Origin of the sequence: Blautia pseudococcoides (genome assembly GCF_001689125.2) — a bacterium.
GTDB classification, from domain to species: domain Bacteria; phylum Bacillota; class Clostridia; order Lachnospirales; family Lachnospiraceae; genus Blautia; species Blautia pseudococcoides.
On record NZ_CP015405.2, the window covers coordinates 2,170,929 to 2,186,899 of the forward strand.

Here is a 15,971-nt window from a genome sequence, read left to right on the forward strand (position 1 = left end):
GGTTACACCTCCTTCTTAACATATTTGATACGCGGATCTAAAAATGCATAGATAACGTCTACGATCAGATTCATCAGCACGAATATGACTGCGATCAGCAGTACCACTCCCTGCACAACAGGGAAATCCGATTTCATGATACACTGCACCGTGTAGTTTCCGATTCCGGGCCATGCATATACAGATTCTGTCAATACCGCACCGCCAAGCAGGGAACCTAACTGCAGGCCGATAACGGTTGTGACAGGAAGCATGGCGTTGCGCAGTGCATGTCTTCTCGTCACTTTGCCTTCACTGATTCCTTTTGCTCTTGCAGTACGGATGTAATCCTGTCCCAGCGTTTCCAACATACTGGAACGCGTCATACGGGCAATGATAGCCATAGAATAAAGACTCAGTGTCACTGCCGGAAGAACCATATGCAGAAGGCTGTCTTTCAGAGCCTCTGTGTTTCCTTCCAGAATACTGTCAATGATCATAAATCCCGTCACGGTATCAGGACGCAAAGCCGGGTCGATCCGTCCGCTGGAAGGCAGCCAGTGCAGAACACCGGAAAACAGAATGATCAGCATAATGCCCAGCCAGAAAATAGGAACGGACACTCCAATCAGGGATATAAGCATACCTCCATTGTCAAAAATCGAATTCTTTTTCACTGCCGAAACAGCACCGATCACGATCCCAAAAACCGCAGCCAGTATAATGGCAACAATTGCCAGCTCCACGGTAGCCGGGAAACGACTGAAAATTTCTTTTGTTACAGGTGCTTTTGTATAATAGGAAGTACCCAGATCACCGGTAACAGCGCCTTTGATAAAATCTACATACTGTGTAACTATGGGTTCGTTCAGCCCGTTCGCCTCCCGCCACTCTTCCATGCTTTCCTGTGTAGCGTGCTGCCCCAATACTATGGACGCAGGGTCCGGTGCACATACACGCATAAGGAAAAAGACGATCAGGGATACACCGAAGAGAACCGGTATGAGCTGTAAAAGCCGTTTCATTATGTACTTAAACATGTCTTGCCCTCTCTTTTTTCTTTTGATTGTCTCCGGAACAATTCATTTCTCAAGGGGTCTTTGAAAAAGCCCTCTCAGAAATGAACTGTTCCTCCGTAAAACAGGCTTTTAGACCGCATATAAGGGCAGATCTCTCTGCCCTTATGCAATCCCGTTTTACCAATTAATTGTAATGGCTCCGTACCTTTCCGGTTACAATTAATTCTTATATGTTTTGCTCAAGAAAACATTACCTGTAGGATGTGCAATGAAGTTCTGTACATTTGACACATAACCTGACAGGTTCTGCTGATGAGAAATCGGCAGCCACACATTTTCGTCTGCAATCTTCTGTTCCATTTTGCCGTAAGCTCCATTTCTTTCGTCACCGTTTTCCATGGATGCTGCTTCTGACAGCATGGTGTTGTATTCGTCATCACGGTACAGCGCAACGTTCATTGCCGGGTCCTCATGTGTCAGCAGATACATGAAGTTATCCGGGTCACCGTTGTCACCGATCCAGCCGTACAGACACATATCATAATCGCCGGCACCGAGTTTTTCTTTGTAGGTTGTCCAGTCATAGGAATCAATAGAAACTTTAACGCCTACTTTATCGAAATAACCCTGGAGAGCTTCTGCCAGTGTCTGGCCGGTTGCAGTATTGTACGGTCTTGGGTTTGTGTAAGCCATCATCTTCAGTTCTGTAATACCCTTTTCTTCCAGTACCTTTTTGGACTCTTCCGGATTGTATTCCGTCTGTTTTACGTCTGCACTGTAGCCAGGCATGAACGTTGGAAGAATTGTAGCAGCCTGGGTTGCGTAACCTTTATAAATGCTTTCAACCAACTCCGGTACATTAACTGCTTCATTTAATGCTTTTCTGATCTCAGGGTCTGTTACTCTCTGTGTATTGTAAGCCATGTAGTTGATATTCATACCCTCTGCCTGATATAACAGACAGCCGGCAGATGTGATCTGGTCTACCACGGTGGCGTCAATACCATCAATAATATCCACTTCACCGTTTGTCAGCGCAACCACACGTGCGGAGTTATCCGGGATCGTGGAGAAAATGATCTCTTTTGCAACACCCTTCTCGCCCCAGTAGTCTTCATTTCTTTCCATAACTACGGCTTCGTTTTTGTTCCATCTTACAAATTTGTACGGGCCTGTTCCGCATGGCGCTTCATTCAGGTTGCCGTTTGCTGCGTCACATGCTGTAGGGCTTACCATGGGTGCGCCCAGGGACATTGCCAGGTTGTTTAAGAATGGCGTGGATTTTTTGCCCAGTTTAAACTCTACTGTATAGTCATCAACCACGTTACACTCTGTAACATCACCGTAAACAAAGTCTGCATAAAGCATGTCCTCTGTTTTATTGACTGTTTGTCTGTCCACATTGTATTTTACTGCTTCTGCGTTGAAGTCTGTTCCGTCATGGAATTTTACGCCTTGTCTCAGTTTGAAGGTATAAGTCAGCCCATCTTCACTTACTTCCCAAGATTCAGCCAGGCACGGTTCCACTTCTGTATTGCTGTCACCGTATTTCAGAAGGCCTTCATACATCTGGCAGATTGGCTTGGAAGACTCTCCGTCATCAATCATAGCCGGGTCAAGACCACGGGGGTCTGCACCCTGCGCATATCGCAGTGTCTGCTCTGTGTCCACATCAGACGGAACCTCAGTAAACTCTGTGAGCATTTGGCCGCTGGCTTTCTTTTCTGTTGTGCCGGTTTCTGTTTCTGCATCCGCATTTCCTTCTTCACCGGAAGTTTCTGTCTTTGTTGTGCCGCCAGTGTTATCTGCACCAGTCTTCTTGTTACTTCCACATCCTGCCATCATGGTGATCGCCATAGATGTGCAGAGTAAAGCCGCAATTACTTTTCTTTTCATAGAAAATCCCTCCTTTGATTCACACAGTCCTCCCTGTGCTCTGTCATTCTAACACCACTTTGACGTGGTAAACACAAAGAACTCTGTGCTAACCATTTTACTATAGAAGGAGAAAAAATACAAGTTTTAATTTCTCATCCTGCATTTATTGTATGATTATGCGGCTGGGATTTTTTAAGTATTAATTCAAAACATGAGATAGGGTCGCTGCTTTTTAATCATCACTGTATAATTACATTTATTTTTTGCAGGTTATTTTCCCTTTTCCTGCATTTTTTCATAAGGCGTTTATCTGTAGATATACATTTGTCTTCATATAAAGGACACTTTGTATATAAATTAACTGATATTCTTTGTTTCTGTTATAAATGTCTTTCATAAAAAGACATTTAAACATTTATTTCAACAAGTTCTGCTTATATCCTGCAAGTTACAATTGAGATACACAAATATACGCCGCTGTCTGACAGCCGCGGAACCCACGGCCTCTCAGATAATACTGCTCCGTAAGCTGAAATATGTTAGAATTCCTCTGTCCGTCTTCTTAAATATGTAGTCAATTGTTGGATTTGTCACATGCCTGATCCGGCATAGATTTGAAAGGGCAGATAATGCTGTCAGATGACTGCATTATCTGCTTTTAGAATTTTAAACGCATAAAAGAAGCCCGCTGCCTGCATTTGGCAAAATATAAGCAGCGTCATTTATGTAAGATAAAGATTCTTAGATATGGTTTATCCCATCCACAAAATACGCAATAGAGTCTGCATGTGCCGCCAGCTTCAGATATCTTGAAAGAATATCTATATTCTGTTCCTCCAGGATCGCTTTTCTGAGTTCATCAGGTACTGGGCCTAAATCCTCCAGCAGAAGCAGGATGGATTCTGCCTTTCCTTTTGTTTTCCCCATGGCCAGTCCTTTTGCTTCTCCCTCGGCACGTTCATCTCTCAATAACTCTTCCAGCAGCATGAACTTCTCCTCCATTTCCCGGCTTCCCTTAATTTTTGCTATAGACTCCTGGATCTTTCTGATATAATCATCCTGATAGTCACGGGTACTGTCTGTTAAGTCGGCTTTGACAAATTTCAGGAATCTTATTAGCTTTCCCGGTACTTCCGCTTCATTTTCCCCACAGGTGCTCAAAAAAATGGTAGTACTCCCGTCAGCCATAGACAGTCCGGTTTCCCTGCAAACATTTTGGAAGATATAACGGTATTTTTTCTTATCAAACGGGTCAAAATCACAAATAAAAATCACATAGGAAGCAGGGAGTAATGTGTAGTCTTCTCCTGTCAGCAACAGCTCCATATCCATCTGACTGTGATAATATCTGGCTCTTTTGCCCAAATGGGACTTTTTTGCCACTTGCATCTCCACATTGTAATGTGTTCTTTTTTCATCTCTGGCAATAATATCAAGCCGTATACCGCGGTATTCCGGGTGGTAAATCATACTTTTCTCTTTACTGATTTCTACTTTCTCAATCGGAACACCCACCGCCATTTCCAAAAAATTCCGGCAGATTTCCTCATTTACCATAACTGCACCGAACATAAAATTATCTTTAAACTTCAGTTGTGCCAGTTTTCTGTTTTGGTTCATAAACAACCTCCGCATGGGCAGAGGAATTCTGGTTTGATTATATCACATAGTATTTAAAATTTCCATTATAAATTTGCGTTTGCAAATTAATTTACCACTTTTTTCATTCCATCTGTAACGAAATATAGAGTAATTTTTTTTGTATCCCTGCATAAAAACAAAGCCGGCTTCTGCTTTTTATCTTTCCTGTATAGTAACTTTAATTATATCACCCGGCTGTTTTCCGATTTTCTGCCTGATCTCTTTTCTTATTCCAATAATATGCCCCGGTGTTTTCATCCGTACCAGGCTTCCGTCATAAGGTTGGCTGTCAAATGTGGCATGTACCTTCACTCTCCCTTTGCCAAACTCCTCCCTCACATCAAAAGGAAATTCAATATATGCCCCATCTATATCGGGAACCTTTTTTATAACAGCCTCAAATTCATATGTCTTTGTATTCATCTTTATTTCCTCACTGTTCTTTTTGTAGCATTCATGTAATACGTTTTTGCCGATGAAGTCTCCACGCGGTCAAGCGCCGGATTTGTGGCATCCAGAAGACAGATTTTATTTACGCTCTTTATCTGAGCAGGGTAGGTTTCCTGTACTTCCCCGGAAAAAGTAACCGATATATTTTGTCCCGGCATGAAGTCTGACAATGCGATATCAGTAAAGTGCCACTCCATTTTTGTATTGGCAGTAATGTACAGATGAAATTCACTTCTGAAATTCATATCATTTTCTTTCAAGCCGGATACCCGCATGGAATTTCCGTTAATCTCTTTGATCTGAGCATAAAAAGTGATGGAATCACCTTCATCTGAAAGACCCTCCACGGTCTTGTTCTGTCCTACCGTATATCCTGCCCAAAAGATAAGCAAAGCAAACAAAAGTATAATACCGGCTTTAAAAAATTCTTCATTGATGATCCCCCGTTTGATCAAATGATAAAATGAATGAAAGGTGGCCACTTGTGATTCCCGTATCATAATTATACCCTTAATAACAGCCGGATCCCTACCTTTATGGAACCCGGCTGTTACTGTGTACAAGTAATATTAACAAAAACTCATTCATCCTAAAGGTTCTTTACTAACAATCCCCGATGAATGTATCCGTCTTTCATCTGTTCTTTTTCCGGCAGCGGACGTGTATATGCAGGAGTAAAAATGGGCCGTGCTTGGTATCTGAAAATGAATGTGATTTATAAGTACTATTCAATACCGCTTTGCGGTTTGCTCCCACTCAAAACTATGATTTTGACCATCTACAAACCGGCAGGCTGGTTCAGCTTTTCTGTAAAATCAGCCATTGCCTTGGCTATTTCAAGCTGCTGCGGGCATACCGCCTCACAGCTCTGGCATCCGATGCATGCATGAGGGCGTTTATCCTCCGGCATGGCTTCCACCGCCATGTGCGTGATCAGACCATTCGCAAAACGCACCTCATTATAAAGTGCTAATAGTGTGGGAATATCCAGTTTCTGAGGACAATGTGTTGTACAATAACGACAGGCCGTGCATGGCAGGATATCCAGCATACTGTCCGTCACTTCCATCAGCGTCTCCATCTCTTCATCCGTCACCGGTTTATCTTCTGCAAAGGTGGCGATATTTTCCTTCATCTGCTCCATGCTTGACATGCCGGACAATACCATAGTCACTTCCGGAACAGACTGCAGGAAACGGAATCCCCAGGCCGGAATCTTTTCATCCGGTCGCAGAGCCTTTAATTTCTCTTCGTTCTCCGGTGTAAGACTTGCCAGCCGTCCTCCCCTGAGAGGCTCCATGACCCATACGGGAATGTTATATTCCCGGAGCAGCTCCACCTTAGCCTTCGCATCCTGGAGCTTCCAGTCCAGATAATTCAGCTGAATCTGACAGAATTCCATCCTGTCTCCATAAGCTTCCAGAAAACGTTTCATCGTATCATAACGCCCGTGTGCAGAAAATCCCAGATGCCTGATCCTTCCGTTCTCTTTCTGTTTCATCAGATAATCCATAATACCGTATTTCCGGTCCGTATACGGCTCGATATTCTTTTCATAAACATTATGGAACAAATAGAAATCAAAATAATCCACATTACATTTTTTAAGCTGTTCTTCAAAAATAGCTTCCACTTTATCCATGTTCGCCAAATCGTATCCCGGAAACTTGGTAGCCAGATAAAAGCATTCTCTGGGATAATCCCCCAGAACCTTTCCCATCACAATTTCCGAATTTCCATCATGATAGCCATACGCCGTGTCAAAATAGTTGACACCATGTGCTATGGCATAAGCCACCATATCCGCCGTCTTTTTCTCATCTATGGGCGCATCCGGATTCCCGTCCGCAGTCGGCAGCCGCATAGCGCCAAACCCCAGCGCTGAAAGCTTCATATCTTTATAATTTTTATATACCATATTCCTATCCTCCTGTGATAAATTTTTCCTTTCATGAACCCATTTTTTGATTTCCGCAGGCACAGTGTGCATCTTGCGGGTTCAATAAGATTGTATTCCTTGAAGTCAACTCCAAGTCAATACCCTTTTTCAAAAAAAGCACAGCCCAAAAGCCCTCCCGGACTGTGCTGTGCCGTCACGATCACATAGTTTCTTTCATATATAAATCCATGGCCTCCGCCATCAGGCCGTGAGGTATGTCCCGAATCGTCTGTCACAAGCAGCCCGCACGCATCTGCATCCAGACCCCGGGTTGTTCTGACAAGCTGGTTTCGGGGCCAGCCTCTGACCAGTTCAGAGCCTTTTTTAGGATTGAACTGCCAGTTAAATTCCCAGCACCACGGTGGCAGCTTCCTGCTGAAATAGAAATATAGCCTAAAATTGTTTGTATAAATTGGTAATTTTCTTCCTTTTGTGTTAGAATATATGCATTAGAGTTAGAAAATACTAAAGACAAAGGGTCTTCGTCAGGAAGGAATGAGAGTATACTGGTGAAAAAACAGATAAAACTGAAAAAGCAAACAAAACCGCAGCTGTCTGACAATCAGGTGGAGAAAAAAGACCGCAGGATTCCAACCACCCGGTATAACCCGGATCATAAAACCGGGCTGACAAGCCAGCAGGTACAGGAACACAGGCTTCACGGCTGGACCAACAAAGCTGTGGACCCGCCGTCCAAGACAACGAAAGAGATCATACATGACAATGTCTTCACATACTTTAACTTGATTTTCGTAGTGCTGGCAGTCCTGCTGTGTATTGTAGGTTCTTTCAGGGACCTGACTTTTCTCCCGGTTATCATTGCCAACACATTGATCGGTATCATACAGGAGATACGGGCCAAGCAGGTTCTGGATAATCTGACCATGCTCAACGCCCCTAATGCCTCCGTAGTGCGAAACGGCAAAACCTCGGTAGTAAATGCCGAGGAGCTGGTGCTGGACGATATGGTCATCTTTAAAGCCGGCAACCAGGTCTGTGCTGACGCTTTGGTAAGCGCCGGGGAAGTACAGGTCAATGAATCCCTGCTCACCGGAGAAGCGGATGAGATCACCAAGAGAAAAGGCGACCAGCTTATGTCCGGCAGCTTCATTGTGTCGGGGCAGTGCCACGCAAAGCTTGATAAAGTCGGGGAGGACTCCTATATCTCCCGCCTGACGCTGGAGGCCAAGGAAATGCAGAGCGGGGAGCAGTCCGAGATGATACGTTCCCTTGACAAACTGGTAAAATTCGTGGGTATTGCCATTATCCCCATCGGCCTTGTACTTTTTATACAGGCATTTTTCTTTCAGCATGAGGCTTTCCGCTCCAGTGTGACCTCCATGGTGGCTGCTGTCATCGGTATGATCCCTGAGGGCTTATATCTTCTTGCAAGTGTTGCCTTGGCAGTGAGTTCTATCAGGCTGGCACAGAAAAAAGTCCTGCTGCACGATATGAAATGTATTGAAACCCTGGCAAGAGTAGATGTGCTCTGCGTAGATAAGACAGGAACTATCACAGAAAATTCCATGGAAGTCCAGGAGGTCATAGAGACAGAAGAATACGATCCCAATGAGATGGAGCCTCTGTCTGTGATGATCAGTGATTTTGCGGCAGCCATGAGCAGCGATAACATTACCATGGCAGCTATCAAAAAGCATTTTAAAACTGCCGCGAAAAAGAAACCTGTCAGTAAAACAGGGTTCTCCTCTGCAACCAAATACAGCAGCGTCACCTTTAAAGATACTGCCTATGTACTGGGCGCTCCGGAATTTGTCCTGAAGGAAGACTATGATGACTACAAAGAGGAAATTTTAGAATATGCATCCAAAGGCTCACGTGTCCTGGTATTCGGAACTTATGATGAGAAGATTGACGGCAAGGCACTTTCCGCCCCCATTATACCTTTATGCTATATTCTTCTCGCGAACCCTATCCGCAAGCAGGCAAAAGAAACTTTTACTTACTTCGCCGAACAGGGTGTGGAGGTGAAGGTTATATCAGGGGACAATCCTGCCACCGTTTCTGAGGTTGCCAAACAGGCCGGCATAGCCGGAGCAGAGAATTATGTGGATGCCTCAGAACTGGAGACTGACGCAGAAATACAGCAAGCGGTTCTGAACAACGCTGTCTTTGGACGTGTCACCCCCAACCAGAAACGGCAGTTTGTACAGATATTAAAAGCTGCGGGAAAAACCGTTGCCATGACAGGAGACGGTGTCAACGACGTGCTGGCACTGAAAGATGCCGACTGCAGCATTGCCATGGCCTCAGGCAGTGATGCCGCGGCTCAGGCCTCCCAGCTTGTACTGCTGGAATCTGACTTTTCCTGTATGCCCCAGGTGGTATTGGAAGGAAGACGGGTGGTAAATAATATCCAGCGTTCTGCCAGTTTATTCCTGGTCAAGAATATTTTTTCCTTCCTGCTCTCCCTGTTCTCTGTTGTATTTATGCTGACGTATCCTCTGGAACCCTCACAGGTATCCCTGATCAGTATGTTCACCATTGGCATCCCTGCATTTTTCCTGGCGCTTGAGCCAAACAAAAATATTATCAAAGGGCATTTTCTCACCAATGTATGTCTGAAAGCCATGCCTGCGGCGCTGACAGATGTTCTCGCTGTGGGCGCGCTGGTGGTGTTCGGAAAGACCTTCGGGGTAAATTCCACGGATATCTCAACCGCTGCTACCATGCTGCTGGCCATCGTAGGATTTATGATCCTTTACAAGATCAGTGCACCTATGAACAAGATCCGTGTGGGGATTTTACTTGGAACCATTGCCGGACTTATATTCTGCAGCTTGTTTTTGAACAATCTGTTTGCATTGACCGGCATGTCCAAGAAATGCATCATGCTCTTTGTGGTTTTCGCCATTGCCACAGAGCCTGTGCTCAGATATCTTACACTGGCGATTGAAAAATGCCGTATCTTGTATCTGCGCCTGAAACAGCATAGTGAAGACGAATTATTATAAAATCCAAGTGCAGACAAGATTTTAACGTTTATACACAGCAGTCCGCTTCGGACCATTACAGGCAGAAAAAGTTACGGTCAGATACCGGATTCGTATCTGACCGTAATTTTTTTCTATCTTTAATTTTCCTCATGGAAAACTCGTTCCAGAACCTCTGTGGCTTTCTTTACAGGGATGATCTCCAGTTTTTCCTTTATCTCCTCTGCCACTTCCTCCAGATCCTCCACGTTATCATAAGGGATAAATACTTTTTTCACGCCGGCTCTCTGCGCTGCCATGAGCTTTTCCGGAAGACCTCCAATAGGCATGACACCGCCCCGAAGGGAAACTTCCCCTGTCATGGCATATTCAGGATCAACTGCTTTTCCCGTTACAAGGGAGGACAGCGCTGTGACCAGAGTAATGCCCGCAGAGGGACCGTCCTTTGGAACTGCTCCGGACGGAACATGGATATGAAGGTCTTTTTCATCAAGCTGTTTGGCCTCTTCCGGATACATGGCTTTTACCAGCGTCAGGGCAAGCTCAGCGGATTCTTTCATCACATCCCCCAACTGTCCGGTGATCCTCACTTTACCGCTGCCTCTCGTGAGCGTCGTCTCCACGAACAGGATCTCTCCTCCGGCTCTGGTCCAGGCTAATCCTGTCACCACACCCGGTGCAGCCTCCTTGAGTATACCCTCGTGATGCATGGCGTTTCTTCCTAAAAACTCAGGGACACGCTTTTCACTGACCGTGATACTCTTCTGCTCTCCTTTTACCAGCTTCACTGCCGCAAAACGGCACAGAATATCCATCTGTTTTTTCAGACCGCGGACTCCCGCTTCAGCCGTATAATCGCTGATGATCTTCCCGATCGCTTCATCTGTCACTTTCAGGTTCTGAGCCTTGATCCCCATGCTCTTCATTGCCTTGGGAAGCAGATGTTTTCTGGCGATATGGGACTTTTCTATGGGTGTATAACCCGGAAACTGAATCACTTCCATACGATTCAGAAGTGGTTCCGGTATGGTATCCGTGCTGTTGGCAGTACAGACAAAAAATACATTGGAGAGGTCATAGGGCACATTCATATAGTGATCTGTAAAGCTGTTGTTCTGCTCCGGGTCCAGTACCTCCAAAAGGGCACTTGCAGGGTCTCCGCCATAATCCTTTGTGAGCTTATCCACCTCATCCAGCACCATGACAGGGTTCTGGACACCGCTTCGTTTCATACCCTCCATAATCCTGCCCGGCATGGCACCTACATACGTCCTCCTGTGGCCTCGGATCTCAGCCTCGTCACGGATGCCGCCCAGGCTGATCCTCACATATTCTCTGTGCAGAGCTTTGGCTATGCTCTGCCCGATACTGGTCTTGCCTGTACCGGGTGCTCCCACAAACAGCAGAATAGAACCGGACTGTTTTTTATTCAGAGCCATGACTGCTATCTGCTGGATGATTCTGTCTTTTACCTTTTTCAGACCATAGTGCTCCTCATCCAGAATCTTCTCCGCTTCCTCCAAATCTATCTCCGGTAACTCCTCTGTTTTCCAGGAAAGGCTTGTCACAAAATCCAGATAATCATAGAGCAGGCCATACTCATGGCTGTCCTTGCCCTCCTGTTTCATCCGGTTCAGAACCTTTCCGGCCTCCTTTTCTGCCTCCTCATTCATACCTGCTTCTTTTATTTTATTTTCAAATCTGCGGACATCGGATATATTCTCCGGATGCATCTCATCCAGCTGGTTCTGCAGAAAATCAATCTGTTTTTTAATGGCTGACTCCCTGTATGCCTGTTCATGCGTCTCCTTCTGGGCACTCTGGGCTTCCTCACTGACCTTGAACAATTCAATAAATTCATAGATCGCCTTTTCAATCCGTTCACAGCGCTGTCCCCTGGTCTCCGCCTCTAAAACGGCATATTTTTCCGGCCAGGAGAGATTCAGATAGCCTGAAAGGGCACAGAGAATCTCGTTCATATTTTTCCAGTGCAGGATAAAGCTTCTCGCCCACACCCCCCACTGAAACATCTGTACAAATTTCAGCAGATCTCTTTTGAGCGCTTCAAAACGCTTCTGCATCTTTTCATCCGAGATATCCTCCACCTCGCCACAGACCGCTGCCGAAGCGGAGATGGACTGCGTGGTCACTTCCACATTCGTGATCAGAACACGCTCTTTTGTATGGACACGAATATTGCCTTCCTCGTCTATACTCTCAATCTTGCCGGAAACCCCGATAGGGCAGATATCCTCCGGCGTCATATCTTCCCGCTTCTTATCCTGCTTCATCATCAGGAACAACACATCCTCACCCACATGCTCCGCAGTGATTTCCCGGTCTGTGAAAATGTCCTTTTTGAAAAAGAAGGTAACGCCGGGCAGTATCATCATATCGTAAATCGGTATTGTAATCATATGTGCATCCTCCTCGCATTATCAGCACTCATTTTAATCGAGTGCTAGTATCAAATTAAAATATATAGCGAATCCGTTGGAATCCGCCAAATATTGTGATATAATTCTATCATTAAATAAACATTTTACAAGTACGCAGTATTTTCATACCTGGTATGTTTTTTCATACCTACTACCTCATGAGGAAAGGAAACCGGTTATGTATGCAGCATCAATGGAAAAAGAGGAAAGGGAAGCTGTCTGTCCGCTGAAATATGCTTTGAATCTGGTGGGTGGAAAATGGAAGCTTCCTATTATCTGTATTCTGGCACGTGAAGAATCTGTGCGTTATAACAGCCTGAAACGAAAGCTCTGCGGCATTACCAACATGATGCTGTCCCAGTCCTTAAAAGAACTGGAGGAAAACGGCATTGTCCACCGGGAGCAGTATAATGAGATTCCGCCCCGGGTGGAATATTCCCTCACGAAAGAGGGACGCAGTATTTTAGAGCCGCTGGACAGCCTGTCCGAATGGGGAAAAACCCATATGGACAGAATGCAGACTCAGTCCCCATACTGCAGAGAATGCAGAGACACGAAATAGCCTGTTCCCTATAAGCTGTCTTTCACCTGTTCAAAAGAAGCCTGTTCTGATATCACGTCAAATACCAGCCCGCCTCCTGACCAAAACTCATATCTGACACGGCAGGACGGGCTTTCTCTGATAATACGGGTCATCTCACCGCACTGGGGTGCCTTCAGGTCATGGGAGGCTTCCTCCAGTCTGCGCACCTTCAGACGCATCTTTCCCTGCTTGACCGTCACTTTGCCGTCCCCATATTCTTCTATGCGTACTCCCAGGTAGGTGGCCATCCTGTACTCTTTTCCTCCACAATGCACCGCGCAGATACAGCCCTGAAAATGAGTGCCTAAAAATGGAATATCCGCAACAGACAGCATCACACTGCTGCTCTTACCAAACCCGCACTGAGTCCAGAGATATGTCTTTGGAAAGGAGCGTCCTTTGTCTGTCTCTATATATCCCCGCCCTCCTGTCATGGAGATTTTTCTGCCGTTTACAAGGAGGCTGCCCCTGAGACTGTGATACATGCTCAGCACACCGTGACTGCACTGCAGAAAGGGGATGTATTTAAAAAATCCCATAATGTCATATGACAGCCGGTCAAACGGTGTGTATGCAATACAGCCTTTTACAGTCAGGTCCCTGCTCTTTATATCTACCTGGATCCCCTTATCCGTGAAAATATTTCTCCCCACTCTGACGCCAAAAGGATTCCTGCTGATGCGGCACGCCTCTTTGGGATACGTGAAATACCATGCTCCCTCCTCTGTGATGACCTGAAGAGATACGGTCCACTTTCCGTTTTTATCCCCATGTACGGCAGGGATAAATGCAATGGTATTCTCTTGATTCTGGTGTTTCAGATACCATCCTTCAAAATAAGGAAAGGAAAATGCCGCACATCCCCTCTGAATACATGTCTTTTTCATGTTCTTCACCTCTGTGTCTAAATTTATCCGAACATGGGGTGCCGGTGATACACTGGCGGTTCCCCATGTCTGCATCTGCTTTTGGACACATTTAGGATGTGCGGCATTTATAAACCATATACGTGATTTGATTCAGGCATTTTTCTGTTCTTCGATTTTTTCTGCAAGATCGTTTAAATATACCCAGCGTTCCATCTTTTCTTCCAGTTCTGCCTCTGCTTTTTCCTTCTCGGCCGTCAGCTCAGACAGCTTTAAGGAGTTTGTGGCATTTGCCATCATATCACCGTCCAGTTTTTCTATTATTTCCTCCAGAGCTGCGATGTCATCATCTATGGTATCGTATTCTCTCTGTTCTTTGAATGTAAATTTCAGCTTTGCCGGGCGGTTCTGCTTCCAGTCTTTGGCTGCCTCCTTTTTCTCCGGAACCTGTTTTTTCAGGGAACTGCTGCTGTCCCCGACTGAAAGTCTTCTCTCCTTTGCCTCCAGATAATCCGTATAGCCTCCCTCATACTGCTGCAGATGTCCATTGCCGTCAAATTCAAATATCCGGTCCACCACATTGTCCAGAAAATACCGGTCATGGGATACGGTGATCACAATCCCTGAAAAAGAGTTCAGATAATCCTCCAGGATTGTAAGTGTGGGGATATCCACATTGTTGGATGGCTCATCCAGGATATAGACATTAGCCCCGCTGATGAGTACGGAGAGCAGGTACAGCCTACGCTTCTCTCCCCCGGAGAGTTTGCACACAGGAGTATACTGCATATCCGGCGTGAATAAAAATCTCTCCAACATCTGTGATGCACTGATTTTTCCGTCTCTTGTCTGTACATACTCAGCGATATCCCTGATATAATCAATGACCCGCCGGTCCGTATCCATATCCGGCTCCTCCTGTGCCAGATATCCGATTTTGATCGTCTCTCCGATTTCGATCTCCCCGGAGTCCGGCTGTATCAGACCTGCTATCATTTTGATCAGAGTGGACTTTCCGCAGCCGTTTGGACCGATAATGCCCAGCCTCTGGTTTCTCAGCACAATATAGTCAAAATCATCCACAAGCTTTGTCCCGCCATAGCTTTTTCCCACATGGTGCAGCTCAATGGTCTTTTTTCCCATTCTCGTCTCCACGGAATCCATCTCCACAGCCTGGTCCTGCACCGGGGCCTTTCCGTTTTTCAGAGCTTCTAAGCGTTCCAGTCTGGCTCTCTGCTTGGTGCTTCTGGCGCGGCAGCCCCGCTTGGCCCACTCCAGTTCCATGCGCAGGACACTCTGCCGTTTGCGCTCAGAGGCCAGTTCCATCTCCTCCCGCTCTGCTTTCAGTTCCAGGAATCTGGAATAATTGGCATCATAGCTGTACATGTTTCCCCGGCTGATCTCCAGGATCCGGTTGGATACCTTATCCAGAAAGTAACGGTCATGGGTGACCATGAGAATCACTCCTTTGTATTCCCTCAGATACTCTTCCAGCCAGGTGATCATCTCCTCATCCAGATGGTTGGTAGGCTCATCCAGCAGCAGGACATCAAAATCAGAAACCAGCACCTTGGCCATAGCTACCTTCCTTCTCTGCCCTCCCGACAACTGTGCCAGCGGTGTGTCATACTGCACAATCCCAAGCTTTGTCAGGTTGCTTTCTACCATCCAGTCCGTCTCCACTGACTTTCCAAGGGCATAGGAGGATACGGTTGCATCCCGGGGAAATTCCGGATTCTGAGGCAGATACGCAATGCGCAGTCCATTCTGCCTGACGATCTGCCCTGAATCCGGTTCCTCAATCCCGGCAGCCATTCGGAGCAAAGTAGTCTTTCCTGTACCGTTAATGCCGATTATCCCGATTTTATCCCCTTCGTGAATGCCAAAGGATGCATCCTCAAAGATGATCTTATCCCCGTATATTTTACTGATATGTTCTATATTTAATATGTTCATTTGTGACGCTCCTCTTATTCTCATACTGACAATACTCATCATAAATGATTTTGATCGGAACGTCAACTTTAATCCAGCTGCCTGGAAATCTTAACGTGTTTCAGGACAGACAACTATATATATTGCAATATCTTATTTATACCTTATAGTACCAGCACTTGCTGCTGCATAAATTGCAGGAAGTCCTTAGGGTATACATTGTTTATTATAAACACTATTATGTTTTTACGGTGCTATATTTATTTCATGGCAGGCTCCTGTCTGTCCCATC

General features: G+C 45.7%; 11 protein-coding genes. 2 read left to right on the top strand and 9 right to left on the bottom strand.

Going from position 1 to position 15,971, the window contains the following annotated elements:
• Positions 1–2 precede the first annotated feature (2 nt).
• The 6 genes from A4V09_RS10345 to A4V09_RS10370 all read right to left on the bottom strand — a co-directional run bounded on the left by A4V09_RS10345 (position 3) and on the right by A4V09_RS10370 (position 6,885).
• Positions 3–1,019, bottom strand: a complete 1,017-nt coding sequence (locus tag A4V09_RS10345; RefSeq protein ID WP_065542276.1) for an ABC transporter permease — start codon at positions 1,017–1,019, stop codon at positions 3–5.
• A gap of 198 nt (positions 1,020–1,217) precedes the next feature.
• The gene (locus A4V09_RS10350; protein WP_065542277.1) at positions 1,218–2,894 is read right to left on the bottom strand and encodes an ABC transporter substrate-binding protein; all 1,677 of its coding nucleotides are present in this window, start codon (positions 2,892–2,894) and stop codon (positions 1,218–1,220) included.
• A gap of 723 nt (positions 2,895–3,617) precedes the next feature.
• Positions 3,618–4,496, bottom strand: a complete 879-nt coding sequence (locus A4V09_RS10355; protein WP_065542278.1) for an Rpn family recombination-promoting nuclease/putative transposase — start codon at positions 4,494–4,496, stop codon at positions 3,618–3,620.
• 177 nt (positions 4,497–4,673) lie between these two features.
• Positions 4,674–4,940, bottom strand: coding sequence for a DUF1905 domain-containing protein (locus A4V09_RS10360; RefSeq protein ID WP_065542279.1), 267 nt, complete (start codon positions 4,938–4,940; stop codon positions 4,674–4,676).
• A 2-nt stretch (positions 4,941–4,942) separates the two neighbouring features.
• Positions 4,943–5,467: a hypothetical protein gene (locus A4V09_RS10365; protein WP_089280613.1), complete on the bottom strand. Its 525-nt coding sequence runs from the start codon at positions 5,465–5,467 to the stop codon at positions 4,943–4,945.
• Between the two features lie 278 nt (positions 5,468–5,745).
• Complete coding sequence (locus A4V09_RS10370) at positions 5,746–6,885, bottom strand: aldo/keto reductase (protein ID WP_065542281.1); 1,140 nt, start codon at positions 6,883–6,885, stop codon at positions 5,746–5,748.
• A gap of 548 nt (positions 6,886–7,433) precedes the next feature.
• Between A4V09_RS10370 and A4V09_RS10375 the strand changes: the two genes are divergently transcribed.
• Positions 7,434–9,878 (top strand): cation-translocating P-type ATPase, encoded by a 2,445-nt coding sequence (locus A4V09_RS10375; RefSeq protein ID WP_065544723.1) that lies wholly within the window; start codon positions 7,434–7,436, stop codon positions 9,876–9,878.
• 119 nt (positions 9,879–9,997) lie between these two features.
• Here the strand turns inward: A4V09_RS10375 and lon are convergent, their stop codons facing one another.
• A complete protein-coding gene (lon, locus tag A4V09_RS10380; RefSeq protein ID WP_065542282.1) occupies positions 9,998–12,274 on the bottom strand; it encodes an endopeptidase La in 2,277 nt (758 codons plus the stop codon).
• Between the two features lie 199 nt (positions 12,275–12,473).
• Between lon and A4V09_RS10385 the strand changes: the two genes are divergently transcribed.
• Positions 12,474–12,857, top strand: coding sequence for a winged helix-turn-helix transcriptional regulator (locus tag A4V09_RS10385; protein WP_242964062.1), 384 nt, complete (start codon positions 12,474–12,476; stop codon positions 12,855–12,857).
• 8 nt (positions 12,858–12,865) lie between these two features.
• On the opposite strand, the gene A4V09_RS10390 is transcribed toward A4V09_RS10385, so the two are convergent.
• Positions 12,866–13,765, bottom strand: a complete 900-nt coding sequence (locus tag A4V09_RS10390) for a tocopherol cyclase family protein (protein ID WP_065542283.1) — start codon at positions 13,763–13,765, stop codon at positions 12,866–12,868.
• A gap of 132 nt (positions 13,766–13,897) precedes the next feature.
• Positions 13,898–15,700, bottom strand: a complete 1,803-nt coding sequence (locus A4V09_RS10395; RefSeq protein WP_065542284.1) for an ABC-F family ATP-binding cassette domain-containing protein — start codon at positions 15,698–15,700, stop codon at positions 13,898–13,900.
• Between the last annotated feature and the right edge of the window lie 271 nt (positions 15,701–15,971).

What these genes read in the sequence shown, in the direction of transcription:
- A4V09_RS10345 (WP_065542276.1), bottom strand. Translation starts at nt 1,019, where the DNA reads ATGTTTAAGTACATAATGAAACGGCTTTTACAGCTCATACCGGTTCTC.
- A4V09_RS10350 (WP_065542277.1), bottom strand. Translation starts at nt 2,894, where the DNA reads ATGAAAAGAAAAGTAATTGCGGCTTTACTCTGCACATCTATGGCGATC.
- A4V09_RS10355 (WP_065542278.1), bottom strand. Translation starts at nt 4,496, where the DNA reads ATGAACCAAAACAGAAAACTGGCACAACTGAAGTTTAAAGATAATTTT.
- A4V09_RS10360 (WP_065542279.1), bottom strand. Translation starts at nt 4,940, where the DNA reads ATGAATACAAAGACATATGAATTTGAGGCTGTTATAAAAAAGGTTCCC.
- A4V09_RS10365 (WP_089280613.1), bottom strand. Translation starts at nt 5,467, where the DNA reads ATGATACGGGAATCACAAGTGGCCACCTTTCATTCATTTTATCATTTG.
- A4V09_RS10370 (WP_065542281.1), bottom strand. Translation starts at nt 6,885, where the DNA reads ATGGTATATAAAAATTATAAAGATATGAAGCTTTCAGCGCTGGGGTTT.
- lon (WP_065542282.1), bottom strand. Translation starts at nt 12,274, where the DNA reads ATGATTACAATACCGATTTACGATATGATGATACTGCCCGGCGTTACC.
- A4V09_RS10385 (WP_242964062.1), top strand. Translation starts at nt 12,474, where the DNA reads ATGTATGCAGCATCAATGGAAAAAGAGGAAAGGGAAGCTGTCTGTCCG.
- A4V09_RS10390 (WP_065542283.1), bottom strand. Translation starts at nt 13,765, where the DNA reads ATGAAAAAGACATGTATTCAGAGGGGATGTGCGGCATTTTCCTTTCCT.
- A4V09_RS10395 (WP_065542284.1), bottom strand. Translation starts at nt 15,700, where the DNA reads ATGAACATATTAAATATAGAACATATCAGTAAAATATACGGGGATAAG.